The following is a 26,823-nucleotide window of genomic DNA, read 5'->3' on the forward strand; positions in this document are numbered from 1 at the left end:
ATCCGATTATTTAATGTATTATAACTTTCGTCGTTTCATAATGATCATATGTCATTCCCGTAAGGAAATAAACACCGTTACTTAACTGATCTGACGGAATTATAATCCGTTGTTGTTGATTCACTGTGATTGTTTTTAACAGATCGCCTGAAACCGAGTACAGTTTAAGATTTTTATACGAATGACCAGAAGGTAGGATGGCAATGACCTCCCTGGTATTACTGTTGTACCAGACAACCATGTTTTGTTCTGTATGGTTTTGGTCAATCGGAGTTTCTTCTGCAATGTCTGCCGTATACGTAATCACTGAATGAGCCGGGACAATAAGTTTGTCATCAGAAAGATCAATAGCCTGCTTTTCAAGATTTGCATATTCATCAGTTAAAAAAAGGTTTTGATTTTTCAGTCCTTTCTGCGCAATATTTTTAAGTGATAAACTTACCATGCGTGAATCTTTCGTGAAATTTGCAGCAACCAGTACCAGTTTATTGATCTCTGCATTCGTAAAAACTGAAAAAACAACATTGTTAAAAGATTCCTCAACTGTTATATTATCCGAACGGGTAAAACCAACTCTGGTCATTCCCGGTCGAATGAAATGTGAAAAACTACCAAATGTATAAAAGAGTTTTGTCAAATGATAATTGCCATCGCTGTTATCTTTTTTTGTTAAAGCTTCTATCAGTCCAAAACGTGATTCTCCGTCAAATTTGACTTCATCAAACGTTGTCCACCACTGCCAGGCTGATACATTTGCAATGTTCAGATCAGCCATTATAACCCTCGCCAGGGAAAGCGCACACTCCATCTCCGTTAAATTTATTCCTGATGGATAACCGTACCGATAACCATTGTCGAGCAAGGAATACTCTGTCTGCCATAAAATTGGCTTTGAATTCAAAGCCTGTGATTTCTGAAAAATTTCATTCCTTAAATCAATCAGGCTTGAACCATAATCTGTAAAATAACTGTGATAGGTTGCAATATCTGAAAACGAAGCCTTTTCAAGCAATGAAAGTTGTGAACCTGAATTCCAAAACTTGTTAAGCTGATTATCGGCATGACCCGTACCCTCAATCATTCTATCCACAGAACCAGCCTCTGTAATAATTATGTTTGAAGAAATACTGCGGGAAGTAAATTCTTTGTCAATCTCAGCCACCACATCAAAAATTTCTTCGTTAGTCCATGGTGTTCCCTCCTGAGTTACTGTGCCACCATTTGTTGTAGGTGCCCAGCCCCACTGGGGCTCATTCAGCGGACTTAAATAATCAAAATCTATTCCTTCCTTACTGAAATGATCGCAAACATCAGCTAAAAATCCTGCATAATCATCGAAGTACTCCGGCATAAGAATTGTTGCCATTGCGGTACCATAATCCCGAAAACCAAGATGATTTTGCGTGTAAGCTACCGGAGGACTGTTTTGCCAGCCGATTAAATGGTGTACAGTATACTGATTGGCTTTTTGTAAAAACCATTGTTGTCCAATTTGTTTGTTCCAGTTATATCCGTTCCCATCGGCATTCAAAAAACCTTCAGTCCGCCGCGATTCTATACTGATCCGACTGGCAGTCCCTTGTTCTGCAGTCCCCGCACCAATATTAAAGCGCCATGCCGATAAGCCGATACCCCTGGGATTTCCATATGAATCGATGTCTGTACTGAATAATAATTCAGCAAGTTTTTCTTTTTTTTCAATGGGCCAGTATTTTCCTATTCGTTCTGTATTCCAGGCATCTGAAGAACCAAAATTCTGTATGGTTTGCTTTTTTGCGGAAAGATCTATGGTCAGGTCTATTGGTGAACCGACCGTTCCCCAGTTTGTATTATTATTAACCGGTGCAGGAATATTGGTTTCATTATAAACAGCCTGAATCTGATTAGCTGAAAGTACCTGATTAAAAATTGTAATCTCATCTAAACGAGCTGATATGTAATAGTTATCAGATCGATCAGGATTTCCTCCAAGATATAAGGAACTACCCTTAATAAGTCTTGGTGAGATCGCTAAATAACCTGTCGATATTTCAGAACCATTCAGGTAGATCTTTACGCGTTTATCTTCTATTGTTATGGCGATGTGTAACCATTTATTTTTTTGTAATGTGATGGATTCAACAGTTTCGTAAAGCCCGTAATCCCGGCTGTCGCTAATTAATGCACACCCATAATCTCCCCAGCCAATTTGTGGTGTAAAAAAGAAATTAGAGTTTGTCGCCTTATTGTGTATTTCAAAAAGCTGATGCCATGATCCGGCACCTGCATCCTCCCAATAAAAGAAGAATGAAATTGTACACGTATCAGTATTGAGTAAGTTTTTGTTAAAAGCAGCATAACTTTTATCCTTTGCCGTAAAATGCAGTACCGCTCCTCTTTCGCTGTCCGTAATTAATTTTGCGTTATTATAAAGCGATAATTCTGAGTTTCCTGTTTCATCTATAACCATATTATTATTGAAACTGTAGTCTGCAACAGGAATAATATTACTTTGAGCAAATATTGAATAATTTGCATAAAATAATACAAGAGTGAAAGATAGTTTTAAAAAAGTCATTAAAATCCAGTAGCTTTTAGATAAACTGTGTCGGTGCAATCCATTAATAATAGCAGGAGATATTCAGTTGAAAATCTCCTGCTACTAATATAAAATAATTTATTTGATGATAATTTTTTCAGTACTGATAAAACCATTTTCGGTTAGCACTCTGACAATATAAATGCCTTGTTGTTTCATTGGTATAGTCAAGGACTTGTCATGTGTCACAGCAGCGTCCACTTTTTTACCTGTAATGGTGTATACCGAGTATTTTACGATATTTTCGTTTGCCAGAACATTAAGATTTCGTCTTTTTTGCCAATAGATTATATTGACATCCATCCCGTTAAATTCTAAATCTGTAGTAACAGCTTTAGCAGTAACTGTTACATATACAGGAATTATGGACTGTAACTTAAGTTCGAAATTATCGAATGTTCCCCAGTTGTTGGCAGGTATGTGGTTATCTGTATCGGCCCCCTTAATACCAAAGGTTAATGAGCCACCATTTACTGCTACCGTCAGATCTCGTTTGGTGTTGGACCATTCCTCAAATGCCAGAGGTTTTTCTGTCATCTCACCTCCATCGGCGTATAAGAAAATCGTACTGTCATTACTGACAACACTCATTACGGAAACCTGATAAGAACCGTCAACCAATCCATTGACTGTTTGCCAGTTTTTAAAGGTATAATCGGCACTTTGCCAAATCGTCATATTTTTTGATCCGTCAACACCTTTATTTTCGATATAAGGCAACCAATCGGTATCTGATTCATGATCCCAACCTAAAAAGTCTTCTTCAAAACCTGGGTTAACCAGATCTATGTCAGGTAACCGAACGATCTCAAAATTATCAAAAGTACCCCAGTTATTGGCTGGTATTGAGTTCTCTGTTCCTGCTCCTTTTACCCCAAAAATCAGACTGCCGTTTGTGACATTAACCACAATCTTCCTCTTTGTATTTGTCCATTCTTCAAAAGCCAGGGGTTTTTCCACCTGTTCACCTCCATTAGCATACAGGAAGATCGTACTGTCGTTGCTGACGACAGCCATGACAGAAACCTGATATTTACCGTTTGGGAGGTTCTCCAATGTTTGACCGTTTATAAACGTATAATCGGCACTTTGCCAAATCGTCATATTCTTGGATCCATCAACACCTTTGTTTTCAATATACGGCAACCAGTCAGTGTCTGATGTCGATGACCAGCCTTCAAAATCATTTTCAAATCCTGGATTTACAAGCCCAATATTCGACAACCATTTTACTTCGAAATTGTCAAAGGTCCCCCAGTTATTGCCAGGAATGCTGTTGCCGTCACCAACACCTTTTACACCAAATTCAAGTGCCCCGTTGGTTACCTCAATTGTAAGTGATCGTTTTGTATTTGTCCACTCTTCAAAAGCGAGAGGTTCTGTTACCTCATTGTCACCACTTTTTGCAAACAGCGCTATGGTACTGTCATTACTTACAACCGCCATCATACTTATCTGGTAGGTTCCGTTTGGAAGATTTGAAAGTGATTGATAACTAATAAACGTATAATCGGCGCTTTGCCAGATCGTCATGTTTTTAGAGCCATCCACACCTTTATTTTCTATATATGGTAACCAGTCGGTATCTGAAGTTGAATTCCATTTTTCAAAATCATTTTCAAAACCAGGATTTACCAGTTCAACACTGGTGTCTCCTGCTTCCAAAGCTTTCTGAAATGTAACAATAGCATTCTGCATGGCTTTAATGGCATCATCCAGCTGCTGTTCAGTCAGTCCCGCAGTATTTATCAGCACCAGAGCATCTTCAATCGCATTCCCTAATTCCTGTTTCGCCTCATCAAATTCCGGCGTATTGGCAATCAGATCATTTGCAGAAAGCAATTCATTGATCAGTTGTTGCACTTTATCCATAACTGAGATGGCACTGTTATAGTTATCTGCACTGGCTGTGGGATCAGCCAGTATCGTTTTTGCTGATTCAACCGATAATAGCATACCCGAGTTATATCTTGTATCATCAAGATCAATCAATGTTGCTGCATATGTTTCTGACTGTATAATAGCATCAACTAAATTCTTTGCTACAGAGAGGTTGTTCCTTAAACTATCGATGATTGCATAATCCGGTTGGTCAGAGTTCAAAAACTCCTCCAGATTAGATATTATGGCCGCAAACGAAGTTTTTACATCCTCATCTGCTTCAGACGATGCAATAAAGGATTTTGCAGATTCAACATCAGAGGATAAATCAAGATAGTTATTGAAGAATGCCAGTGCTTCATCAATATTTGCCTGATAGTTAAGCATTTCTCCATCTGTTCCAAATACCCTAACTTCACGGGCCTTTTCCAGCGCATAGAAAAAATCAGCCAATACTACCTCCGAAATATCAGAATGAGCATTATACAATTCCATGCCTTTTTCGATAGAAGATTCGAACAGGGCAATAGGATCAAATTCTACCAGTTTGAAAACGCAGTTGGTGGCATTTTCCTGTGTTATGTCAGCAGTCTTTAGACGAAAGGCAGCTACACCGTTTGCGTCAAAATTCAGAGCATTCGGACCAGGCGTGTAATTCATTCCACTTAAATCGGCTGGCTTATCAATGGTTTCGAAGGCATACCAATCATCAAAAATATTGGTGAATCGAAATGCCAGTTCCTTATCATGAGTCTCGTTTCCTTCACGCCCATGTTCTGCATCCTGTGGCTCTATATAGGCCAGATTGCTCCATGATTTCAAAAAATACTTATCTGACAAACTTTCGTCGAGGTTCCGAACATTGATATAACCCGGATTTCCTTCCTGCTCATCAAACACCCAAAGCTGGGAGCCCGAACCGTCAAAATACTCTGAATAACCGACCTGATCGGACCACGATGCTACCTCAGGATGATAGCTCAGTACTTTTTCGTTTCCCGCTCCATCATAAATAAGCAGGTAATATTTCGTCCCATCCGTTTTGGGCATAAAATGCTCCTGTGCATTTACCTGACCGAAAAACCAGCAGCTTAGTAATAATGCAATTAAATATTTTATTCGTTTCATTTCTTCAAGTTTTAAATTTCAAAATTACATTACCAACCCGGATTCTGAGATAAACCATTGTTTATTTCACTCTGAGGGATGGGGTATAAATTCATGCGTTCTTCGAAGTACCTTTTTTCAAGTTCCTTTTCCTGGTAACTATAGGTGCCATCAGCATTTTTAGTTACCTCCATTTTATATACCGGTTGACTTAATACATCAACAGCAATTCCCCATCTGCGTAAATCCCAGGCTCGCTGATCCTCAAACGCAAACTCAATAAAACGTTCTTCACGTATCCTGTCTCTCATTTCTGCCTGCGTCATGCTGTTGAGCTCAATTTCCGGTAATCCACCATGTCTTACAACTGTCTGATTCAAGAGGGTTGTAGCAGTCAGGTATGATTCTCCCAACGTTGAAGGACCATACAATTCATTGGCAGCTTCAGCCCAGATTAACACTATATCGGCGAATCTGAAAACAGGCCATTCGCGGTTTGATGTCTGATCCTGCCTCAGGTCAAGCGTCGGATCCAGAAATTTTCTCAGATAATACCCCGTTTTTGTTCCGTAGGCACGATCCATACCGTCACGGCCTCCTTTGAAAATCTCGATTATTCTTGATTCAGCGTTTCGTTCGTCCCAGTTGCTTCCATTTACTATTACGGTATGCAACAATCTTTGATCCCGGTTAACGTATGGGTTTGCCGGATCGTAACCAGAATCAGGATCATCAATCTTTTTACCATTTAACATCCTGTAAGCATCTACCAGGTTCTGGGTAGGGTTGGTGCTTCCCGTGGCATTAACTCCTTCTGATCCAACCGGAAAGTTAACCCTCTCTATATAATTAATATCAGCCTGACGATATCCCAGGATGATTTCAGGACTGGTACCATCAAACTGGTCATAGGGTCCGAAAGTAAATACGCGGTCAAAAGCAATATCCTGTGCGATATCCAGAACCTCCTTCCAGTAAACTTTTTGTTGTTCAGAACCTTCAGTTACTGCACTATTATATGCAGGACTGGCCATCAATAAATATGTTTTGCACTTTAACGCTTTAACTGCAGTGCCATTGGGTCTGCCCTGATCTGCACCTTCATCCAGCAATGGCAGAAGTTCATTATCGATTAAATAGTCACATTCATTAATAATGTATTTGGCACAGGCCACAAAAGGAGACCTTGTTGCGTCAAATGCAGAATTTGACAAATCACTGATGTCTTCTACTACATTGTCACCTACCAAAACGACTGCCCCATATCTTTTAATCAGCTCATAATAATACAACGCCCTTAAAAAACGAGCTTCAGACTTGTACGACTCAAGATTATCCAGGTAAACCTGCCTGTTTGCCGGTTCAAAGGTGTCATACGTTGTGTTTTTGGTTTTCTTCAAAAACAGGTTCGCCTTATAAATGGCATGGTAATATTTGATCCAGATATTATCGGGATGAGAAACTGCATTCCAGTTGCCTGAATTAAAGTTCTGAATGCCTGCCAAAGGATTGGCATTTTCCGCTTCATCAGTAGCACTGCCAAATAATTCACCCTGGCTAAATCCTTCAGGACTAAATCCGTTGGGCATTTCACTGATCAGATCAACCATGTACCGATCGATATATGTCGGATTGTTCCACATAAGACCATCAGTAACACCGGTGTCCTGTTCCATACTGAGTTCCTGACACGATGAGAATATAATAATCAGGATACTTAAAATCGTTGATATTTTTATATAATGTTTCATATCAGTTCTGTATTAAAAGTTAAGATTTAAACCCAGGAAATAAGATTTCATCGGGGGATATCCTATTCCTGTAAATTCAGGATCTGTATATTTCCAATTGCTCATTGTCAGCATATTAACACCTCTGATAAAAAACCTGACTTTTTCTAATCCAATTTTTCTGGAAGTATTCACAGAAAGTGAGTATCCAAGTTCCAGATTCCGAAGTTTAATAAAGTTACCTTGACGTACCCAATAAGAGGAAGGCTGATAATTATTGGCATTGGTTAACGACAAAGCTGGAAAACCACTTTCGTTTACAATTTCAGTCACAGCATTACCCGTTAAGAAAGGTTGGTATAGTTGATTTCCTGATAGTACAATATCCCTGTTAAACTTTCCCTGAAACATGGCATCAAGGTCAAATCCCTTATACTCAAATCCAAGATTGAGACCAGCATCCATATTGCCTACCATATCTCCAATTGCTGCCATATCTCTTGAATCAATAATCTGATCGTTGTTCAAATCCTTATATTTTAAATCACCAACCCTTGGCGTGCCAAAGGTTTGAACCGGAGATGCCTGTATATCTCCTGTGCTCTCAAAATAGCCATCAACCTCGTACCCGTAAACAGTGGAAACAGAATTACCCGTTTTGTTCAGATGTGCTAAAGATGATCCGTTAAGCGATTCTCCCATTTCATCTATTGTATTATTGAAATATGAAAATACCAGGTTTGTATGCCATTTAAAATCTTTGTCCTGAGAGGAATAACCTAACGAGAGATCAAATCCGGAATTGGTAAGTTTGCCAATGTTCTCATACGGAAGATCAGCTCCGGTAACAGATGGATGAGTATAATCAATATACAAAACATCCGACCTTTTGTCCATGAAATAATCAAAAGCCAAGGACACATGATTTAACATCTCCAAATCAATACCAATGTCCATTTTTTTGGAAATCTCCCACTGAATATCGGAATTAGCCAACATGCCGGGTTGAATACCACCACCTTCAATAATTTTCCATTCTGTACCAATCGGGAATGAACCACCTCCATTATAGAACTGCATAAAAGGATACCTTCCGTTAACATAACGGTTTAAGCCTGTAATACCATAAGACGCTCTTAACTTACCAAAGTTGATAAAACTGTTGTCAGACAGGAAATCTTCTTTCGAAAATACCCAGCCTGCAGATACCGAAGGAAATAAACCGTACTGGCTACCCTCTTTATACTGATCTGAGCCAAAGTAGCTGGCCGAAGCCTGCAATACATACTTTTTTGCATATGCATAATTTACTCTTGCTCCATAATTATTGGTAAGGTATGGTGATAAATCGGAATTTGCACGGTATTCTCTATCTCCCTCGTAACGGAGTAAAACGTTTAAGTCATGCTTCTTTACAGATGTTAGGTTGTATCTGATATCGGCATTGACCACATTATTTCTTACGCTACTTGCATTGCTCCATGTATTGTACGGAGAATCTTCGCCATATCTATAGTAGCTGTAGGTATTTCCAGCAGCAGACCCAATCTGCTGAACGGGAAAATACCTCCAGTTGCCATCACCGTTAACAGCTCCATTATCAATTACGTAACCTATTCCGGCTGAAAGTCCATCCAGAATAAAATCGAGTTGCTGTGTTAAATAGAATCCTGCATTCAGAAAATTGGTAACTGAATTATTTCTACCTCCATACTCAATCATTGCATAAGGATTATTAGTAAGCAACGAGGTACCACCGTAACTGTCGTTTGGATTTATTACATTAAACGCATTCGGTGGCAAGGTATACATGGCTGTCCATATTTCGCCTGCTGAATATGCCGGGAAACTGTTGTTGTTTACCATTCCTGCCAGATCCATGGAAAACCGCGTTCTTTTCGATATATTAATATCTATATTGGAACGCAGATTAAACTGGGTCAGGTTCGCATTGGCTTTCATATCGGGGTTTACAGGTTTATAAATCCCGTCGTTGTAAAGGAACCCAACATTAATAAAGTATTGGATAAAGTCTGAGCCTCCCTGTACTTCAAGGTTCGCCCTTGAAACGTTCGATGCCTTTTTAACAACCTGATCATACCAGTTCACATCGGGAAAAAGAGGTGATGACCCGGCTGCTGCAATATCTGCGTCAGAATATTTGGGGCTCAGTCCATCATTCACAGCTGCCTGATTGTAGATGTTCATGTAATCACGAGCACCAAGAACATTAATTAAATTAGTTGGACTTTGCATGCCGGATTGCACTCTGAACCGTATATTACGTTTCTGCACTTCACCTCTTTTTGTCGTTATGATAATTGCACCGTTAGCTGCTTTCATTCCATATAATGCAACTGCAGAAGCATCTTTAAGCACAGAAATGGTTTCAACTTCTTCCGGATTCAAATAGGTCATATCTCTTTCAAATCCGTCTATTATAACCAGCGGTGCTCCGTTTGCCCCTCTTATTCTGAGCGTCGGTGAGTTATATCCTGGTTCGCCGCCTCCCTGCTCAACAAATAGTCCTGCTAATTTCCCGTACAGGGTATTGCCAAAGTTGCTAACCGCACCTTTTGAAAGCTGATTTCCTGTAACAGTAGACATGGAAGAGGTAATAGTGCCTTTTTCCTGAATTCCGTAAGCAATATTAATCTCTTTTAACTGATCTGCCATTGCTATCTCAGATGTATCATTCTGGGCCCATCCGTATATTGGTGCCAGAAAAGAGATAACAAGCAATGCTATTTTATTTATATTCTTTCTCATAATATTCGATAATTTGGCTGGTTAATATTTTGGATTTTGGTATAGTCCGGGAGTATTATTAACCCAGTCGTTATAAAATGGATGGAAATAATATTTATCCTCAAAGAAGTCTACCCAGTTGATCTTCTTTCTCGAAACAACTCCATCTTCAATTACCGCTCCAACCATATCGAGTTGCAACTCGTCTCCTTCTTTCCACCTTCTAAGGTCAAAGTATCGCTGCCCCTCCAGGAAAAATTCTACCTGGCGTTCATACTTAATTGCGTTGTGAAACTTTTCCCTTTCGGTTGAACCCTGATAATTTGCCGCATCATATCCTGGCATTCCGGAACGCGATCTTATATCGTTCAGATACTGAATGGCTTCTGCCGTTGGACCATTATTGGCTTCACTTAAAGATTCAGCATAAAGGAGGTATAAATCTGCCAGACGAATAATCGGATGCACAGGAGTATATACTACTGAAGGACCTGCTCCCAACTCCTCATTTACAAATTTTCGCACCATAAAACTGGTTTTAAATTCGGGCCAGTCACCGTGTGTTCTGTCCGGTACATTCGGGTCAATATCAAAATTAATCAGCTTGTCATTATAGCTGGTCCCAAATTCAGAACCGTGATATACAATGTTCTGATAAAATCGTGGGTCCCTGTCTTTCCAGTATTCCTGGTCGTTATATCCGGCTGCAATTCCGGCATCAGAGATAATTGGTTTAGTTCCGTCTCCATTTTCATAACCTGAAATAGGAAATTTTCCGTTTCGCATCTGGTATCCGTCAACATGCTGAAAAGTAGGCTGATAGGTGACATCTACACGGTTATACCAACCAATTCCATAAGGCCAGTTCATCATGTTATGCGTATACTCCCATCCTCCTTCTGAATTATAGGAACCAAACGTCTGGTAGATGATGTTTTCATCATTATGGTTTATAGCCAGTTCATACACATTGTGCTCAACACCTGCAGCCATGTAAAGAGCATGGCCTGCTGCCTCTGCTTCGTCTATCGCCTCTTTACAGGCATTTGCAGCTCTTGTCCAGCGTTGATCATCTACGTTTCCATAACCCAGAACTTCCGGGTGTTCATATCCGGCTGCATAATCAGGAGTCGGCCCGTTATACAAAGGGCTTGCAGCATAAACCAGTATTTTTGCTTTAAGTGCTTTGGCTGCTGCCTTTGTAAACCTTCCGGTCCATCGGTCCTCCCAATTCCTGGGTAACAGCGTGGCAGCTAAATCCAAATGATAAGCCATACTATCGATCATATCTCCAAATGCAGCTCTTGGAACAGGTTCTTCACCACCTTCCATCCTTTTATTAATCCAGGGTAAACTTCCCCATACTCTAAAACCTTTAAAATACTGGTAGGCGATATGAGCATGAGCTTCACCTAGCATGCGTTGGATATATTCCTCTTCGCTTGATGATGTAGTAGGTATTGAAGCTGCCTTTTCAATAAATGTATTACAGGTTCTCACCGCCTGGAATAAATAGTCAAGCGGATAGATCTGTGTCGTTGCAGAACTGAGTGTTCCATTTACATATTTCATATATTGGTTGTCGCTGATATTCGGAACATACATTTGTTCACCAATGTCAGACCAGCTAAGGTAACCGTCCCACCAGCTCAGGTTTATATTGTCAGCCCCAAAGTAATTATCGTGATAAAGCGAAAAAATTAACTGTTGTGCATTATTGGTCGATGCGAATACGGTGTCAATAGTAATGTCAGCTCCTGCCGGCTTCTCAAGAAAACTTTCCTGACAGGAAAACAACGATGTGGCAATTATTACTAAACACGTATATATTACCGAATGAATTATATTCTTTTTCATGATAATTTATTTACAATTAAAATTGAACATTAATCCCTAAATTAATGACTTTTGATCTGGGGTATCTGAGTACTCCATTGGTCGTTTCCGGATCAATGTTTTTAATTTTTGAGAATGTCATTAAATCCATTCCGTTCGCATAAATTCTAAGGCTTCTTAAGCCTAAGTATTCAATAAACCTCACACCAGATTTAAAGGTATATCCGGCCTCTATATTCTTTATTCTAAGATATGTTGCATCCTTAATCCAGTATGAACCTGTGTATTTCCAGTTGTCATTTGTACTAATCAGGCGAGGGTACGAAATACTTTCACCCGCTGCATATTTTTCAGGAGTATACCGATCCAATACAAAATCCAGTACCGTTCCCTGGTTGGGAGTAGGACTATAATTTGTCCGGGTATTAATTGAAAAATTTGATGCGCCCTGTAACAATACAGATAGCGAAAATCCTTTGTGTTCTATTCCGGTATTTAATCCAAACATAGTTTCCGGAAAACTGGGTGTATCTAAATATCCTTCATCAAGATTATTAATTAAACCATCAGCATTTCGATCAATAAATTTTAAATCACCGGCTGAAACATCATGCCCTGCTGTAAAGATCTGATAAGCCTGATAATCTTCTTTACTTTCACCTGGATTTAAAGCGCTATAGGTAGCCCATAATTCATCACGGTACGCACTGGCTTCATTTTCAGTCATGAAAAAATCTTCCTGTTGATATCCCCAAAGTTCACCTACACGTCTTCCGGTTTGCATCCTGTAATCATAGGCTTGTTGTGGTTCATCCATTTCTATGATTTTGTTTCGGGCAAAAGAATAGTTTAAATCTACCCAGAATCTGGTATCTTTCATTTTTTGGTTCCAGCCTAATTCAAATTCATAACCTGAATTTTTGACACGGCCCAGGTTCAATGCAAGTTCTCCTGTCTGCTGATAAATTGGAACTACTCTTTGATTTATTAATATATCCTTTCTGTCTTCTGTGAAATAATCAAACTTTACCGATAACTTGCTATCAATAAAATACAGATCAGTTCCGTAATTGATTTTTTTAGAAGTTTCCCAGGTTACATTGGGGTTTCCTGCAGCACCCTGGTAGGCCATGGGATAGTTTTGTATCTGACCCGGTAAACCAAAGTTAATTCCAATTTCACGCCATCCGGTATAGGCATCATTATTCATCACATACACATCCGGAAGATAAAGGAAACGTTGGCTCATTCTGTCATTTCCGACCAGCCCATAGGAAAACCTTAATTTACCGTACGATAATATTCGTTCTCCTATCAGGTTTTTGATCCAGCTTTCTTCCGTAAAAGTCCATCCCGCAGAGTATGCCGGGAAAAATCCAAAACGTTTACCCTCTGCAAAATTCTCTGACCCATTATAACCAAGGTTATACTCTAAAAGGTATTTATTGGCATAATTGTACGTTACACGTCCTACTAAACCTAGGTAGGATCTGGGTATTTCATTCCAATACGTTTCCGTAAAGTGTGATTTATCAGCATTTACGAGTGCTAAAGCCGTAACATTATGTCCTCCGCTAAAATTGTGGTTATAATTCAGGGCAAATTCATAGTACTCTTTTCTGGTTTTTGCCTGTGAAGTTGTATTATAAGGCAATACATTTTCCTGAACCTGGTAAAAGCTTACACTCTCGTCTCCATTTAAGTAGGGTCTCCAGTAAGGGCGTTTCTTTTCGTCCTTGTCTCTACGAATGAAATTCTCAAAATAACTTACCATCGATACTGTAGCTTTTGCGGAAAGTCCTTCGGTAATAAAATCAAGGTTTTGATTGAGAATAAAACTATAGTCTGCCGTGTTTTCAAGTTCAACAGTATAACCGCGTATGTCACTGTTCAGCAGAACAGAGTTTGCATTATCCTGAAGCAATACAACTTTACCATCCTTCACATATCCATCCCATGGTGACGAGTGAACCAGCATGTTCCAGTAAAAACCTTCGGCAGGCTCCCTTCCTGCTTGTCCCAACGAAATATTTTCATTAAAACTTCCCCCAATATTAATCTTTGCTGAAGTAGTATTGGTTATTTTTACGTCTATGTTAGTTCTGTAATTGTATCTTTTATAACTGGTTGATTTATTAATATCTGGATTCAGGTTTTTAAACATACCGTCCTGGTTAAAATATCCCAGTGAAGCAAAATACATTAACCTGTCTGTCCCTCCACTAATAGTAACGTTATGCTGTTCCTGCAATGCATAATCCTTAATCATCAAATCTGCATAGTTGCTACTGGGAAAGAAGTATGGATCACTTGTGTTCAACGGATTATTGTCAATCACTCCTTTAAACCTGTCTCTGACCGACTGAGGATAAGGAGCTGTAGGATCCGTGGAATTAGCAGCAAAGCCCATATACTCGTTTGCCAGTCCTGTCTGGGTATAGCTGTCAAGGGGATTAACCCTGAAACTTGGCACAAGGACAGCCATGGAACCTTTGTAATTAATCTGTGCCGGCCCGCTTTTACCACGTTTAGTCGTAACCAGAATTACACCATTTGCTCCCCTTACACCGAAAACCGCTGTTGATGAGGCGTCCTTTAATATGGAAAGGGATTCAATTTCGTTGGGGTCAAGGAAATTAAATGCATTTTGATCCCGTTCAATACCATCTATTAAAATTAATGGATTTGAGCCTGAACCTGCGTCAAGGGTACCTATCCCCCTTATTTTTATCGTGGCGGCATCCTTTCCGGGTCTACCGCCGGATTGGTTTGCGACAAGTCCTGGGAGCCTGCCCGCTAAGGCCTGTGAAACACTACTTACGGGTTGCTGTACAATGTCATTTGAAGAAATGGAAGACATTGATCCAGTTACGGTTTCCTTTTTCTGAATACCATATCCGACCACAACTACCTCTTCAAGATTTGAAGTTTCCTCCTTTAAAACAATTGTCAGGTTTGTCTCACTTTTAGAAATTGGTATTTCCTGTGCTCCAAAGCCAATTGAAGACACCAATAAAATTCCATCTACAGGTATCTCAATGCTAAAGTTACCGTTAATGTCTGTTACCGTACCATCAGAGGTTCCTTTAACAATAATAGTTACTCCAGGAATGGGCTCATTCGTTTCATCCACGACTGTTCCTGAAATTTTCACCTTTTGTTGAATAGCATTTAAATCATCTTTACCTTTAGTGGCTGCATTTGCTTCCAAATAAGAACCAAATCCCAAAAAAAGAATAAGAAAAATCCAAACAGGTATAAGAAGTGCATTCTTAATGCTATTCCTGCTTGTTGAGTTCATAAACATCAGATTTTTTAGTTAACAAATGCAAACTTATGGAGATTGGCATGTGAAGGAAATGGATAATTTTACATAAATTTGTACAATCCGATTATTTATTACAAGAATTTATTAAGTGTAAATTTTAAAATCAATCTAAATATTTTCTAATGTCATTTAGTTATATTCTGTTTTAAATATAATAACGTTTTGTGATTAATTTATAACTAACAATAAAACAGATAATTAAATAAATTAGAAATGAATATTTTTAAAGAAGCTTTTGTGGACAATTTTATAAAATTTATTCGATCCCTATATTAACAAAATTTACGGTTTTGACAATCTGATTATTTTAACAAACTGACTAGATATGCAGGGAACAGAACAAAACAGAGGTACAAAAAATTATAAAACAAGTTCTCCTGAAATAGGTAAATCGGAGAATTTTACCGGAGACAGAAGTGTCGTTTTATCGAAGAAGCAATTAAAGAAGATCAGAAAAAATCCTTTGATAAGCGGACTTTATATAACAGATATAGGATTTTACCCGAATGCTAAGCATCACTACAGAAAAAGAATTCTGGGCATAAAGGAACACATCCTCATTTATTGTATTGATGGATATGGCACGATTAAAATCGGGGAAACGGAACATCAACTGGAACCTAATACTTTTTTTGTCATTCACGCTGATAATGCACATTCCTACTGGGCTTCACAAAAAGATCCATGGTCAATTTACTGGCTGCATTTCGGGGGCGAACGCAGCTCCTTCTTTACGGAGCATTTTAGTAAGGTAAACTGGATAAAGCAATCCAGTAAATCACGTATTGATGATCGCATTTTACAGTTTAATGAATTACTTACAGCACTTGAATCAGGCTTTTCGAAGGAAAATATAAATTATGCTAATCTTAGCCTGAATGGCTTACTCGCATCATTCTTTTATGTCGAAACATATAGGGCAGTGAAAGGGTTTAGTGTGACTAATCCTGTAGACCAGGCCATTATTTTTATGCAAAAGAATATTAATTCAACCATTAAAATTGCCGACATCTCTCAACATGTTAAGCTGTCTGAATCGCATCTCAATAAAATCTTCAGGAATAAAACAGGGACTTCCCCCATGGACTATTTTATCAATTTAAAAATGCAGGAAGCCATAAGGCTGCTAACGAATCAGTCGCTGAAAATAAAGGAAGTGGCCTACAGACTGGGTTACAGTGATCAGTATTATTTTACACGTATTTTCACCAAGCACATTGGTTCAAGCCCCGGATCATTTTCAAAGATGAACATGCATCGATAAAAAACACTTTGCTGAATCAACTTTTCAGATGTAAAACAAACTTGTTTTTACGAACGCGCAAGTAGGATTAGTTGCTTATTCGATTAACTGATCTGTACGTATTTCTGAATCTTCTCCCTTTTTATGTTTTGTTTTAAAAAGTAATAAAAATGGAATGCAGGCCGCAAAAAATACGCCTACAATCAAAAATACATCATTATATGTCAGGATCATAGCCTGTTTCATCAGGTTGCCTTTTATTGCAGCAGCTGCTTTAATGTAAGATGATGCCAGGTCGCTGCCTTTTGACATGAACAGATGAGCATAGGATTGTAGACGGTCATAGGAAATGGAGTTGAATATACTGACGTGTTCGCTCAGATTGCTGTAATGAAATACACTGCGAATACTAATATAAGTGGTAGCCATGGCGATGCCAAATGCACCTCCCAATTGCCTTACCATGGTGGTAAATGCAGTTGCCTGTGGTACATCTTTATTATGCAGCGGGTAGATCGTAATGGTAAGTAATGGAATAAATAAAAGACCCAGGCCAACACCACGCAGAATCAACGGCCAGAAAAAGTCTCCGGCTCCCGTATTCTGGTTCATACCTGACAACAACCATACAAAAAGAACAAATGATGAGAATCCTATGCCTGCAAGAACAACGGGTGAAATTTTTGTTTTTTTCATGACTGTGGCTACCACCGGCATCATGACGCCAGCTGCCAGACTGCCCGGAAGCATTAACCAGCCGGTGTCTTTAGCTGTGTAATCGAGCATGCTTTGACAAAAAATCGGTATCACAAATACGGAGGCATACAGTCCGATTCCCTGCACAAATCCGAAGCTGGTTCCGATAGCGTATTGCCTGTTTTTTAACAAACGTAAATTCAGAATCGGGTTTTCTACCTTCAGTTGTCTGAACACAAAAAGAATGCCCGCAAAAATGGAAATGACCGTTAGTGCGGTTATAAAATTTGACTGGAACCAGTCCTTTTCCTGACCTTTCTCAAGAATGATTTGCAGGGAACCGATGGTTAGAATAAGCAGTACAAGAGCCGCCCAGTCCATTTTCCCTGTTTTTAATCTGTATTCTGAATCCCTTACATAAAGTATGGATAGGATGGATGCCACGATGCCAACCGGGATATTTATAAAGAATATCCAGTGCCATGATAAATGATCCGTGATGTAACCTCCAAGTGTCGGACCGATGGATGGGCCAATAATAACACCCATACCGAATATGGCATTAGCTGTTCCCAGCTCTTCTCGTGGAAAAGTGTCAATTAGTATGGCCTGTGCCGTTGTTAATAAACCACCGCCACCAATGCCCTGTATTATGCGGAATAGGATTAACTGGGAAATAGATGTTGATAAACCACAAAACACAGAGGCGACCGTAAATAAAATGATGGATGCTGTAAAGTAAACCTTGCGTCCGAGTTTGGCACTTAACCATCCAGAGAGTGTTATCATGATAATTGTGGAAGTAGTATAACCTGTCACTACCCAGCTGATATCGCCTAATGTCGCGCCGAGGTTACCCATCATCTGGGTCAACGAAACATTCACAATTGACGAATCGATGAGTTGTAATAATGCACCGGCAACTACGGTTATGATAACTAATATTTTATCAAAACTGATTTTTGACATTCGCTTCAATTTAAAATGACCCGAACAAATACATTCATGCCTGGTTTAATCCGTTTATAAAGCGGACTGTTTTGATCCAGGTTGATGTGTACGGGAATACGCTGCACTACTTTTACATAGTTGCCACTCGCATTGTCAGGAGGAATGAGTGAAAATTTTGACCCGGTTGCTGAAGAGAATGATGCAACATGCCCTTCGATGGTCTCATCAGGGTAGGCATCCACACTGACATCAACTTTCATGCCCGCTTTAATATCTTTAATCTTGGTTTCCTTGAAATTTGCCGTCACCCATATATTGTCTGTTGAAATGATGGAACATAATGCCTGTCCAGCCTGAATAAGTTGACCTGCAACTGCATTCTTTTTTGATACAATACCATCAAACGGGGCCGTAATAAATGCGTAAGAATGATTGAGTTTTGCATACTTCAGCTCAATGCGCCGTTGTTCCACTACAGTTTCAGAAACAGAAATCTGCTTATCTGCAGCACTTATCCTTGAATCCACTTCTTTTGCCGTTTGTTGAGCCGCTTCAATGCGTTTTTCCAGTGTTTCTTTTTCAGTTCGAATTTTGTCAAACTGCTGCGGGGTAACGGTACCCTCTTCGTATAATTTTTTGTAGCGTTCAAAATCTTTAGTGGTATTGTCCATCAGGATCCGGAGTTCATCGATCTTGATGGTACTGGTCTGGCCACTTTGTCTGACTGACCGTGTATTCTCACGTGTTGTATTTAACATTGCAACAGCATTTTCAAGTGCTACCTCAGCCTGAGCCTCTTTTAATGCTAGCTCTCTGTCATCCAGAATAACCAGGGTGTCTCCTTTATGTACATAGGCGTTGTCATTAAATTTTACCTGTGCAATATATCCTGATACCCTTGAAGTAACTGAAGTTATATCGGTATCTATCTGTGCATCGTCTGTTGTTTCATACCTTAGTGAACGATAATAAGCCACAATGGCTACTATTGCTCCGATACCTAAAAGTGCGAAAACAATTATTCTGCTTTTTCTGCTCTTCCTGCTTTTTTCAGGTCTTTCCTTTTCCATTATTTCTGTTTTATTCGTAATCATTTATTGCATTAAGCTGATGTTGTCAGCAATTAGTATGCATACAATATATTTTCCTGGGGTAAAAGATGCGTGTCTGCGGCCGTTTTATTTGTACTGATCCAAAACCATCATGAAGGCCACATGTGCTTTAGTTTAGTCCGGTTTTTTCTACATGCTAATCAGAGATACCTTTTATAAAAATTTCAGTAAATAATTGCGATTGATGTTTAACCTGTTTTATAGCTTCAAACTGCAGATTATTCATTTCGATCCGTTCCGAACTGTAAAACGCATTTTTTCTCAGCCCCATAAGAACATCCAGGTAAAGTTCGGCATATTCAGCTGCTGCCAACTCCGTTTGAATTTCCTGTTTGTCTATGCCAATACTGATAATCTCCGTTACCAACTCTGATTCCTGTTTGCGAAATTCCTTTAATATCGATACAAACAAGGATTTAATAGATGCATATGTTCCCAGGTTCATGCTGCTTAAGGTAAGATGTCGCTGCAATAATTCTATGCGTTTTGTTGCATACGCAAGCAACTTTTCCAGCGTGCTGGTTGCCTCAGTAGTAATCGTTTGAATTTCTGCAATAAATTGCTCCTGTTCTCTGATGGCAAGTGATTTAATAATACTTTCCTTGTCAGAAAAATAATAATACAACGCTGCTTTGGAAATTCCCAGACGTCGTGCGATATCTGTCATGGTCGTTTTTTCAAACCCATATGCAGTAAACAATTCCTGCGCTGCATTAATAATTTCAGCTTGCTTGGCTTCCTGTTTCATAATAATCTACTATCTGACTAAAATATTTAATTGGTCAAAATTATGCATTATTCATGATTCTATCAATTGTATTCGGGAAGGTTTTTTTGTGAATTATTGTATTAGGTTGTATTCTAGTGAATTGTGTAATTTTTAAAAAAGGTTAATGTCGAAAATGGCAAATTTAAAATTCTGTTTCAACAAGTAATTAAGGTAGGTTAATCCGTAATCGGGATACTTTTCTTTGAGTTATCATTGCCATATTTGTAATCGCTTAATCATGAACTGTTAACCGGCAATTCTGTTATTACATGGAAATTAGCGCTTAACATAAAGCACCTCGTTAATATGAAAAGGGTTTTTATACTATTTTTTGCACTTACACTAATTATAACACTCACAGGTATGGTGATATTAAATCAGGCAAGATTCGGGCAGTCTCCAAAAGGAGAACGGTTAGAACGGATTAAACAATCAGAGCATTACGAAGATGGTGAGTTCAAAAATCTGAGTGAGACGCCAACATTTACCTCAGATAAAAGCAGGTTTCAGGTGATGAAGGATTTTATGTTCAGAAAAAAGATCAGGGTAACACCTGACGATAGCCTGCCTGTAATAAAAACAGATATAAATGCATTAGATCCGAAAGATGATGCATTGGTATGGTTCGGCCACTCATCGTATTTTATCCGTTTAAACGGAAAAACATTTCTGGTCGATCCTGTTTTCAGTCCTTATGCTGCACCTTTTTCATTTATCAATAAGGCATTTAAAGGTACCACGGTTTTTCACGCCGGTGATCTGCCTGCCATCGATTATTTAATCATCACGCATGATCACTGGGATCACCTCGATTATCAGACGGTTCTTGATCTCAAACAGAATATTAAGCATATTGTGACTGGACTGGGTGTTGGTCAGCATTTTGAACATTGGGGGTTTGATCCGGAAGTTATTACAGAACTGGACTGGTATGAAGCAATGAATTTGGATGCGGGATGGCAATTGACAGCAACACCGGCCCGGCATTTCTCAGGAAGAGGGTTAAAACGGAATAAAACCCTGTGGGCATCATTTGTACTTAAGGCTCCTGATTTTAAACTCTTTATAGGTGGCGACGGGGGGTATGATACGCATTTTTCAGATATTGGTTCAAAATACGGACCGTTTGATTTAGCGGTAATGGAGCAGGGGCAATACGATCAAAACTGGAACCTGATTCACCTGCTTCCGGAACAGCTGTTTAAGGCTGCAGGCCAATTACAGGCTCAGCGGATTCTGCCGGTTCATAATTCGAAATTTGCACTGGCAAACCATCCGTGGGATGAACCTTTAAATAAAATAACGGAAAACCAATCCGGTTCAGATATACCTGTTTTAACGCCTAAAATAGGAGAAGTAGTATTTTTAAATGATACAACCCAGGTGTTTGAGCGTTGGTGGAAAGGGCTTAATTAATTGTTATTTTCCAATAATGGACTTATATTTCTGCTTGTATCTGAAATACGGGTATAAGCAATGCTGGCTTCTTGCCATAAAAGCAGAATTATGAGTTTGTTTATTAAAGGTGTAAATAGTTTATTCCCTTTATCTGAAGAGGCATCTGCAGAACTGTCGGATTGTTTTCAAACCAGGGATTATAAAAAGGGAGAGGTGATCCATGCACATGGGAGAATATGTAAATGTCTTTTTTTTGTTGAGGAAGGTCTGGTAAAGCATAACTATTATCATAAGGACAATCAGTATGTACTACGGTTTTTTGAAGAGGAGGATTTTTTTATTGCTACCGACAGTTTTTTTAATAATCTGCCCGCTGAGTATTCAACTATCGCCATCGAAGATACAAGGATAAGTTATCTCGAATATGAAGATTTTGAGCGCTTTTGCCAGACATATCACTCGTTTGAAAGCTTTGCACGCAGGTTTGTTTCCATGGTAGCCTATACCGCAATTTCAAATCTGAAGAACCTGCTTTATCTGGACGCCACAGAACGGTATGCCCGGTTTATTGAGGAATATGGCCATCTGCAACAGCGGATTAGCCTAGGTGATACGGCAGGATTTCTTGGCATTTCACAGGTTTCTTTAAGCCGGATCCGATCAAGAAAATGATTTTTTAACAAATGTAAAAGGATTTCATTTTCCCGGCCTTTACTTTTGCATTATAATCATTATAATGCATAATTTTCATGAATAAATTTAGAGTTTATACTTTTTCTGTTGTGTTGTTGATAATCGCATTGTTCGTTTCTTTTCCAACCAGTGCACAATCCAAAAGTGAGGCAGCACAAACATCTGCACCAATTCCGCTTGAAGTTGTTTTAGGAACCAAAAGCTGGACATCACAACTAATCATCGATAAAAAATTTAGTCCGGAAAGCAAATTAGGTTTTTTTTCACTTTCATATATAAAAGCAAATTACGACAACGATGAATACCTGAGAGAATCTTTGAACCTGATGCTTTTGAAGTATGAGCTGGTTAAAAATGTCAGTGTGCTTTCAGGTGCTGCTTATAGTTCGGTCTGGGGCTTTCGTCCATATGCCGGAGGGCAGTACGCATACATGAGCAGAACCTTTATGTGTGCTATTATATCAGGACTATATTTAAGTGAAAGCCATAATTATGAGGCCTTAGCTATGGCAGAATACAGACCCGTAATAAAGGACAAATGGTCGCTGTACACGAGGGCTCAGGCATTATATAATCAGAATACCGAAACAGGAAAACACGACAGGAGCCATGCTTATGGTCGACTCGGACTTTCGTATAAAACGTTCTCTTTCGGTTGTGCTCTGAATTATGATTGGTATGGACCGATGAAAATGGAGGATCACCAGTGGGGTATTTTCATTAGTACGCTGCTTTGGTAGGGTAGACAATAAATTAGATAATTGTAAAAAGAATAAAACATGGTTAAGACTTACGTAAAACAGGGACTCATAGGAGGAATAATGGGATTCATTATGAGTTTTATTATGGTATATTTCATCATCTCTTTTCCGCAAACACATACTCAGAATGCATTCAATAATGGCATGAGTGGAGCTATAAGCGGATTCATGGGGGGATTTATGGGTGTTGTTGGTTTTATAATGAAGCAGAGAAAAGGCAGGAAAAACTGACCGATCCGTTTTAGGATGCATTCGATTTTGATTCAGCATTGCACCATAATTACAGTGAGCGAAGTAATTTAAGGCATTAAGTATTTACTGTAAGCTATAAGCAGTAGTAAATAATCGGAATCAAACCCCGGCTACGTTAGAAGTCGGGGTTTTTATTGTACCAGGTTATTTTAGTTTTGGTTCCTGTATTCAATCGGCGACATTCCCACCTGCTTTTTAAACATCCGTGTAAAATGCTGAGGATGCCTGAACCCCAGCTCATAAGCTATCTCACTGATGGATTTTTCAGAATCGAAAATCTTCTCTTTAGCTACACCAATCATTTTAAGCTGGATGTGTTCCTGTGCTGACTTTCCTGTTTCTTTCTTTAGCAAGTCGCCAAGGTAGTTTGGCGAAATAAACAGCTTATCGGCACAGTAGCGAACCGACGGCAATCCCGATTCAAGAGGTTCATCAGATGCAAAATAATTGTTTAATATATGCTCGAAGCGTGTCAGAATGTCTTTATTAACGTGGCTGCGTGTAATAAACTGACGTTCGTAAAACCGCTTGCTATAGTTTAAAAAGAGTTCAATGTAAGAAACAATAAGTGTTTTACTGTGTGCATCAATAGCATGTTCAAGTTCGTAGTTTATTTTATTGATACAATCGTTTATAATCTCTCTTTCCCTCGCAGAAAGGTGCAATGCCTCGTTCACTTCGTATGAGAAAAAGGTATAATCCTGAATATTTTTGCCCAGCGATGTGCCGTGGATCAGATCCGGATGAAAGATGATGGCAGTACCGAAGGCCTGTTGCTTTTCGCCATTGCTTTCAACGCCATAAACCTGGCCCGGAGATATAAAAATCAGCGTGCCTTCTTCATAATCATAGTTGTTAATCCCATACGTTATATTACCACATTTGATATCCTTTAAAAAAATGGCATATACATTCATATGTACCTTGAAAAACTCAAAAGGCTTAACTTTGGAAAAATCAATAACACTTACCAATGGATGCAGGGTTTCCTGTCCAACCTGATTGTTGTATTCCTTTACTGAATTTATTCTGTTAACCTGACTCATAATAAAAATCTTATCGGTTACACTTACAAAGATAGGCAACAATTATCAGCTTGACCCGCTGTAAAACCATATTCCGTAATTTGGGTAAGAAATAGTGGATTTAGGTAATAAGCAATAGTGGTTAACGCATTGGACATTTGTAAGAGTAACATCGTTATACGTAGTCCTGAAGTATATGCGTATAGGATAATGGCAGATTTATCAGGGGAAGTTCGCACAATTTAGTCCTTAATGTGTTTATCAATTGAATCACAGTGATATGGAGAAGATGTAAATTCTCATCAACATAACAGGAACAGGTTAATCTGGTTAAATGCAATGCTAAAATAATAAGGCAATGAAAACAAAATGGACAACACAGGATATTCCGGATCAAAAAGGAAAAGTGGTAATCGTGACCGGCTCAACGAGTGGTTTAGGCAAGGAAGCGGCCAGGGTTCTGGCTGGTAAGGGAGCGAAAATTATTATGGCGGTCAGAAATACCGAAAAGGGAAATCGTGTTGCTGAAGAAATCAGAAATCAGTTTCCTGCGGCTGACGTGGATGTGATGGACCTTGACCTTGCCAGTCTGAAATCAGTGAAATCATTTGCGGATAAATTCATGTCAAAATACACGCAGCTGGATATTTTAATTAACAATGCCGGTGTTATGATGTGTCCTTTTTCAAGAACAGAGGATGGCTTTGAAATTCAGATGGGAACGAATCACCTGGGGCACTTTGCTCTGACTGGTCATTTGATGCCACTCCTGAAAAAAACAAAAGGTTCCCGCATTGTTGCGACTTCGAGTATGGGGCACCGTATGGGGAAACTGGATTTTTCCGATTTTAACTGGGATAAACGAAAATATATCACCAACCGTGCCTATGGCGACAGCAAACTGGCAAACCTGTATTTTACCTATGAGCTAAGCAGAAAACTGACTGGTGATCCTGATGGACCTTTGGTTACTGTGGCGCATCCAGGAGCTACATCTACAGAACTGGCCAGGCATACGCCCTTTTTCCGATTCATGAACCTGTTTTTTGCACAAAAGGTAGAGAAAGGAACGCTGCCAACTCTGAGAGCTGCAACCGATCCGGACGCAAAACCGGGTGATTACTTCGGGCCTGATGGCTTTATGGAAATGAAGGGATATCCGGTAAAAGTAGAATCCAATGAACTTTCAAGGGATGAAGGCAAAGCGAAAAGGCTTTGGGAACTATCGGAACAGATGACAGGTGTAACGTATTGACGTGATGTAGTTGGTGCGGAACTGACTTTTTATTATTCGGTAATTTAAACTGAAAATTCTTATTTAAGCGGAATTCATCATTGATGGAGAAGTATACTGAAGCCATTTCTGTAATTATGGTAAGGATACCTGTAATGCAGGTAATATACTTTAAGATATTTTATCCAATCTTTGTATCGTAAGTTTCTATATTTGATAGAAGTATTACACATCCCATTTATTCTACGGCCAAATTAAAGATGCCGTCCGGTATCATAATTTTAAATTTTGGTTATCCTCATTTACCCGTTTTGAAAAGATAAAGGCTTAGAATACAGGTCTTTTTTAAATATTGAACACTTAAACAAAATAAGTTTATGGGAAATAAACGTATAAATATAGGATTTATAGGATTGAATCCTGATAGTCATTGGGCTGCAACAGCTCACATTCCGGCTCTGAAATCTTTAACAGACGATTTTGAAGTCATTGGTGTTGCCAACAGTACACCGGAGAGTGCGAAAGCAACAGCAGATGCACTGGGCTTAGCTCATGCATTTGAAAATGCTGATGCACTTATTGCATCGCCCGAAGTGGATTTAGTAGTAGTTACTGTGAAGGTTCCTCACCATTTTGAACTGGTGAGGGCTGCATTGGAAGCCGGCAAACATGTGTACTGCGAACACCCTCTTGGCAATGGGTTGGATGAGTCCAGGCAATTGGCAGAATTAGCAGAAAGTAAAGGCGTAGTCGCGGTTGTTGGAACGCAAATGGTAAATGCACCCGAAGTACTTTATTTGAAAAAGCTGATTGAAGACGGGTATGTTGGTAAAGTATTATCAACCACTTTAATTGGTTCAGGAGGCAACTGGGGTGATATGGCAACCACGGATTCCTATTATCTGTTTGATAAAGCGAACGGTGCTGATATGCTTAACATACCTTTAGGTCATACTCTGGCCGGATTAACAAGCGTGCTCGGCGATTTTGAAACATTAAAAGCGCAGATGTTCAATAACGTTCCACAGGTTAAGCTTACAGATACCGGCGAACTGAAACCAAAAACAGCTGAAGATCAGATTTTAATCGCAGGGAAACTTAAAAGTGGAGCAGCAGTATCTGTGCATTACCGTGGAGGTATGTCAAAAGGCACCAATCTTCTGTGGGAAATTAATGGAACAGATGGCGATATTCAGGTTTCAGGAGCCAACGGTCATGGACAAATAATACAACTTGAAATAAAAGGCGCAAAAGGAGAGGATGAGGAACTGAAACCATTGACTCCTCCATCTGATATGTACGATGGTCTGCCGGACATTTCCATTGCAAGAAATGTAGCTTGTATCTATAAGCTTCTGGCCGGAGATATCCGGAATAATACCCGTAATGCACCAACTTTTAAAAGTGCCGCGAAACTGCATGAATTGTTGCATGCTGTTGTGAAATCTTCAGAACAAAATGACTAAATAATAAAACCAAAT

At 39.2% G+C, this 26,823-nt stretch carries 17 protein-coding genes; 7 read left to right on the top strand and 10 right to left on the bottom strand.

Features of this window, described 5'->3' with window-relative positions:
• Nucleotides 1-10 precede the first annotated feature (10 nt).
• The 6 genes from ACE1EF_RS11055 to ACE1EF_RS11080 form a co-directional block, all read right to left on the bottom strand.
• Entirely contained in the window at nucleotides 11-2,557 is a 2,547-nt protein-coding gene (locus ACE1EF_RS11055) for a glycoside hydrolase (protein WP_375720726.1), read from the bottom strand.
• 99 nt (nucleotides 2,558-2,656) lie between these two features.
• On the bottom strand, nucleotides 2,657-5,587 hold the full coding sequence (locus tag ACE1EF_RS11060; protein ID WP_375720727.1) for a T9SS type A sorting domain-containing protein: 2,931 nt from the start codon (nucleotides 5,585-5,587) through the stop codon (nucleotides 2,657-2,659).
• A gap of 29 nt (nucleotides 5,588-5,616) precedes the next feature.
• Nucleotides 5,617-7,317 (bottom strand): RagB/SusD family nutrient uptake outer membrane protein, encoded by a 1,701-nt coding sequence (locus ACE1EF_RS11065; protein ID WP_375720728.1) that lies wholly within the window; start codon nucleotides 7,315-7,317, stop codon nucleotides 5,617-5,619.
• A 12-nt stretch (nucleotides 7,318-7,329) separates the two neighbouring features.
• A complete protein-coding gene (locus ACE1EF_RS11070) occupies nucleotides 7,330-10,065 on the bottom strand; it encodes a SusC/RagA family TonB-linked outer membrane protein (protein ID WP_375720729.1) in 2,736 nt (911 codons plus the stop codon).
• A 21-nt stretch (nucleotides 10,066-10,086) separates the two neighbouring features.
• A complete protein-coding gene (locus tag ACE1EF_RS11075; protein ID WP_375720730.1) occupies nucleotides 10,087-11,901 on the bottom strand; it encodes a RagB/SusD family nutrient uptake outer membrane protein in 1,815 nt (604 codons plus the stop codon).
• A 16-nt stretch (nucleotides 11,902-11,917) separates the two neighbouring features.
• Nucleotides 11,918-15,181 carry a SusC/RagA family TonB-linked outer membrane protein gene (locus tag ACE1EF_RS11080; protein WP_375720731.1) on the bottom strand — a complete coding sequence of 1,088 codons (3,264 nt, stop codon included), beginning with the start codon at nucleotides 15,179-15,181 and terminating at the stop codon, nucleotides 11,918-11,920.
• 352 nt (nucleotides 15,182-15,533) lie between these two features.
• Here ACE1EF_RS11080 and ACE1EF_RS11085 point away from each other — a divergent pair, with 352 nt between their 5' ends.
• Nucleotides 15,534-16,472, top strand: a complete 939-nt coding sequence (locus ACE1EF_RS11085) for an AraC family transcriptional regulator (RefSeq protein ID WP_375720732.1) — start codon at nucleotides 15,534-15,536, stop codon at nucleotides 16,470-16,472.
• Nucleotides 16,473-16,547: 75 nt separating this feature from the next.
• Here the strand turns inward: ACE1EF_RS11085 and ACE1EF_RS11090 are convergent, their stop codons facing one another.
• The 3 genes from ACE1EF_RS11090 to ACE1EF_RS11100 form a co-directional block, all read right to left on the bottom strand.
• On the bottom strand, nucleotides 16,548-18,116 hold the full coding sequence (locus ACE1EF_RS11090) for a DHA2 family efflux MFS transporter permease subunit (protein WP_375720733.1): 1,569 nt from the start codon (nucleotides 18,114-18,116) through the stop codon (nucleotides 16,548-16,550).
• A gap of 5 nt (nucleotides 18,117-18,121) precedes the next feature.
• Nucleotides 18,122-19,168 carry an HlyD family secretion protein gene (locus tag ACE1EF_RS11095; protein ID WP_375720734.1) on the bottom strand — a complete coding sequence of 349 codons (1,047 nt, stop codon included), beginning with the start codon at nucleotides 19,166-19,168 and terminating at the stop codon, nucleotides 18,122-18,124.
• A gap of 178 nt (nucleotides 19,169-19,346) precedes the next feature.
• On the bottom strand, nucleotides 19,347-19,958 hold the full coding sequence (locus tag ACE1EF_RS11100) for a TetR/AcrR family transcriptional regulator (protein ID WP_375720735.1): 612 nt from the start codon (nucleotides 19,956-19,958) through the stop codon (nucleotides 19,347-19,349).
• 384 nt (nucleotides 19,959-20,342) lie between these two features.
• Here ACE1EF_RS11100 and ACE1EF_RS11105 point away from each other — a divergent pair, with 384 nt between their 5' ends.
• The 4 genes from ACE1EF_RS11105 (at nucleotide 20,343) to ACE1EF_RS11120 (ending at nucleotide 23,062) form a co-directional block, all read left to right on the top strand.
• Nucleotides 20,343-21,395 (top strand): MBL fold metallo-hydrolase, encoded by a 1,053-nt coding sequence (locus ACE1EF_RS11105; RefSeq protein WP_375720736.1) that lies wholly within the window; start codon nucleotides 20,343-20,345, stop codon nucleotides 21,393-21,395.
• Nucleotides 21,396-21,485: 90 nt separating this feature from the next.
• Complete coding sequence (locus tag ACE1EF_RS11110) at nucleotides 21,486-22,049, top strand: Crp/Fnr family transcriptional regulator (protein WP_375720737.1); 564 nt, start codon at nucleotides 21,486-21,488, stop codon at nucleotides 22,047-22,049.
• Between the two features lie 77 nt (nucleotides 22,050-22,126).
• A complete protein-coding gene (locus ACE1EF_RS11115; RefSeq protein ID WP_375720738.1) occupies nucleotides 22,127-22,810 on the top strand; it encodes a hypothetical protein in 684 nt (227 codons plus the stop codon).
• A gap of 39 nt (nucleotides 22,811-22,849) precedes the next feature.
• A complete protein-coding gene (locus ACE1EF_RS11120) occupies nucleotides 22,850-23,062 on the top strand; it encodes a hypothetical protein (RefSeq protein ID WP_375720739.1) in 213 nt (70 codons plus the stop codon).
• Between the two features lie 170 nt (nucleotides 23,063-23,232).
• On the opposite strand, the gene ACE1EF_RS11125 is transcribed toward ACE1EF_RS11120, so the two are convergent.
• A complete protein-coding gene (locus ACE1EF_RS11125) occupies nucleotides 23,233-24,129 on the bottom strand; it encodes a helix-turn-helix domain-containing protein (protein WP_375720740.1) in 897 nt (298 codons plus the stop codon).
• A gap of 337 nt (nucleotides 24,130-24,466) precedes the next feature.
• On the opposite strand from ACE1EF_RS11125, the gene ACE1EF_RS11130 reads away from it, so the two are divergent.
• Together ACE1EF_RS11130 and ACE1EF_RS11135 are read left to right on the top strand one after the other, a co-directional pair.
• Nucleotides 24,467-25,363 carry an oxidoreductase gene (locus ACE1EF_RS11130; protein ID WP_375720741.1) on the top strand — a complete coding sequence of 299 codons (897 nt, stop codon included), beginning with the start codon at nucleotides 24,467-24,469 and terminating at the stop codon, nucleotides 25,361-25,363.
• Nucleotides 25,364-25,719: 356 nt separating this feature from the next.
• Nucleotides 25,720-26,808: a Gfo/Idh/MocA family protein gene (locus ACE1EF_RS11135; protein WP_375720742.1), complete on the top strand. Its 1,089-nt coding sequence runs from the start codon at nucleotides 25,720-25,722 to the stop codon at nucleotides 26,806-26,808.
• The last annotated feature ends 15 nt before the right edge of the window (nucleotides 26,809-26,823 follow it).

It is taken from the genome of Quyinboa sediminis (genome assembly GCF_042219855.1).
Classification (GTDB): Bacteria; Bacteroidota; Bacteroidia; order Bacteroidales; family UBA5342; genus JBHJHP01.

Bases quoted from the DNA above. Each gene is read 5' to 3' on its own strand.
- ACE1EF_RS11055 (WP_375720726.1), bottom strand. From the start codon at position 2,557: ATGACTTTTTTAAAACTATCTTTCACTCTTGTATTATTTTATGCAAAT.
- ACE1EF_RS11110 (WP_375720737.1), top strand. From the start codon at position 21,486: ATGAGTTTGTTTATTAAAGGTGTAAATAGTTTATTCCCTTTATCTGAA.
- ACE1EF_RS11060 (WP_375720727.1), bottom strand. From the start codon at position 5,587: ATGAAACGAATAAAATATTTAATTGCATTATTACTAAGCTGCTGGTTT.
- ACE1EF_RS11090 (WP_375720733.1), bottom strand. From the start codon at position 18,116: ATGTCAAAAATCAGTTTTGATAAAATATTAGTTATCATAACCGTAGTT.
- ACE1EF_RS11085 (WP_375720732.1), top strand. From the start codon at position 15,534: ATGCAGGGAACAGAACAAAACAGAGGTACAAAAAATTATAAAACAAGT.
- ACE1EF_RS11105 (WP_375720736.1), top strand. From the start codon at position 20,343: ATGGTGATATTAAATCAGGCAAGATTCGGGCAGTCTCCAAAAGGAGAA.
- ACE1EF_RS11120 (WP_375720739.1), top strand. From the start codon at position 22,850: ATGGTTAAGACTTACGTAAAACAGGGACTCATAGGAGGAATAATGGGA.
- ACE1EF_RS11115 (WP_375720738.1), top strand. From the start codon at position 22,127: ATGAATAAATTTAGAGTTTATACTTTTTCTGTTGTGTTGTTGATAATC.
- ACE1EF_RS11095 (WP_375720734.1), bottom strand. From the start codon at position 19,168: ATGGAAAAGGAAAGACCTGAAAAAAGCAGGAAGAGCAGAAAAAGCAGA.
- ACE1EF_RS11130 (WP_375720741.1), top strand. From the start codon at position 24,467: ATGAAAACAAAATGGACAACACAGGATATTCCGGATCAAAAAGGAAAA.
- ACE1EF_RS11080 (WP_375720731.1), bottom strand. From the start codon at position 15,181: ATGAACTCAACAAGCAGGAATAGCATTAAGAATGCACTTCTTATACCT.
- ACE1EF_RS11125 (WP_375720740.1), bottom strand. From the start codon at position 24,129: ATGAGTCAGGTTAACAGAATAAATTCAGTAAAGGAATACAACAATCAG.
- ACE1EF_RS11075 (WP_375720730.1), bottom strand. From the start codon at position 11,901: ATGAAAAAGAATATAATTCATTCGGTAATATATACGTGTTTAGTAATA.
- ACE1EF_RS11070 (WP_375720729.1), bottom strand. From the start codon at position 10,065: ATGAGAAAGAATATAAATAAAATAGCATTGCTTGTTATCTCTTTTCTG.
- ACE1EF_RS11135 (WP_375720742.1), top strand. From the start codon at position 25,720: ATGGGAAATAAACGTATAAATATAGGATTTATAGGATTGAATCCTGAT.
- ACE1EF_RS11065 (WP_375720728.1), bottom strand. From the start codon at position 7,317: ATGAAACATTATATAAAAATATCAACGATTTTAAGTATCCTGATTATT.
- ACE1EF_RS11100 (WP_375720735.1), bottom strand. From the start codon at position 19,958: ATGAAACAGGAAGCCAAGCAAGCTGAAATTATTAATGCAGCGCAGGAA.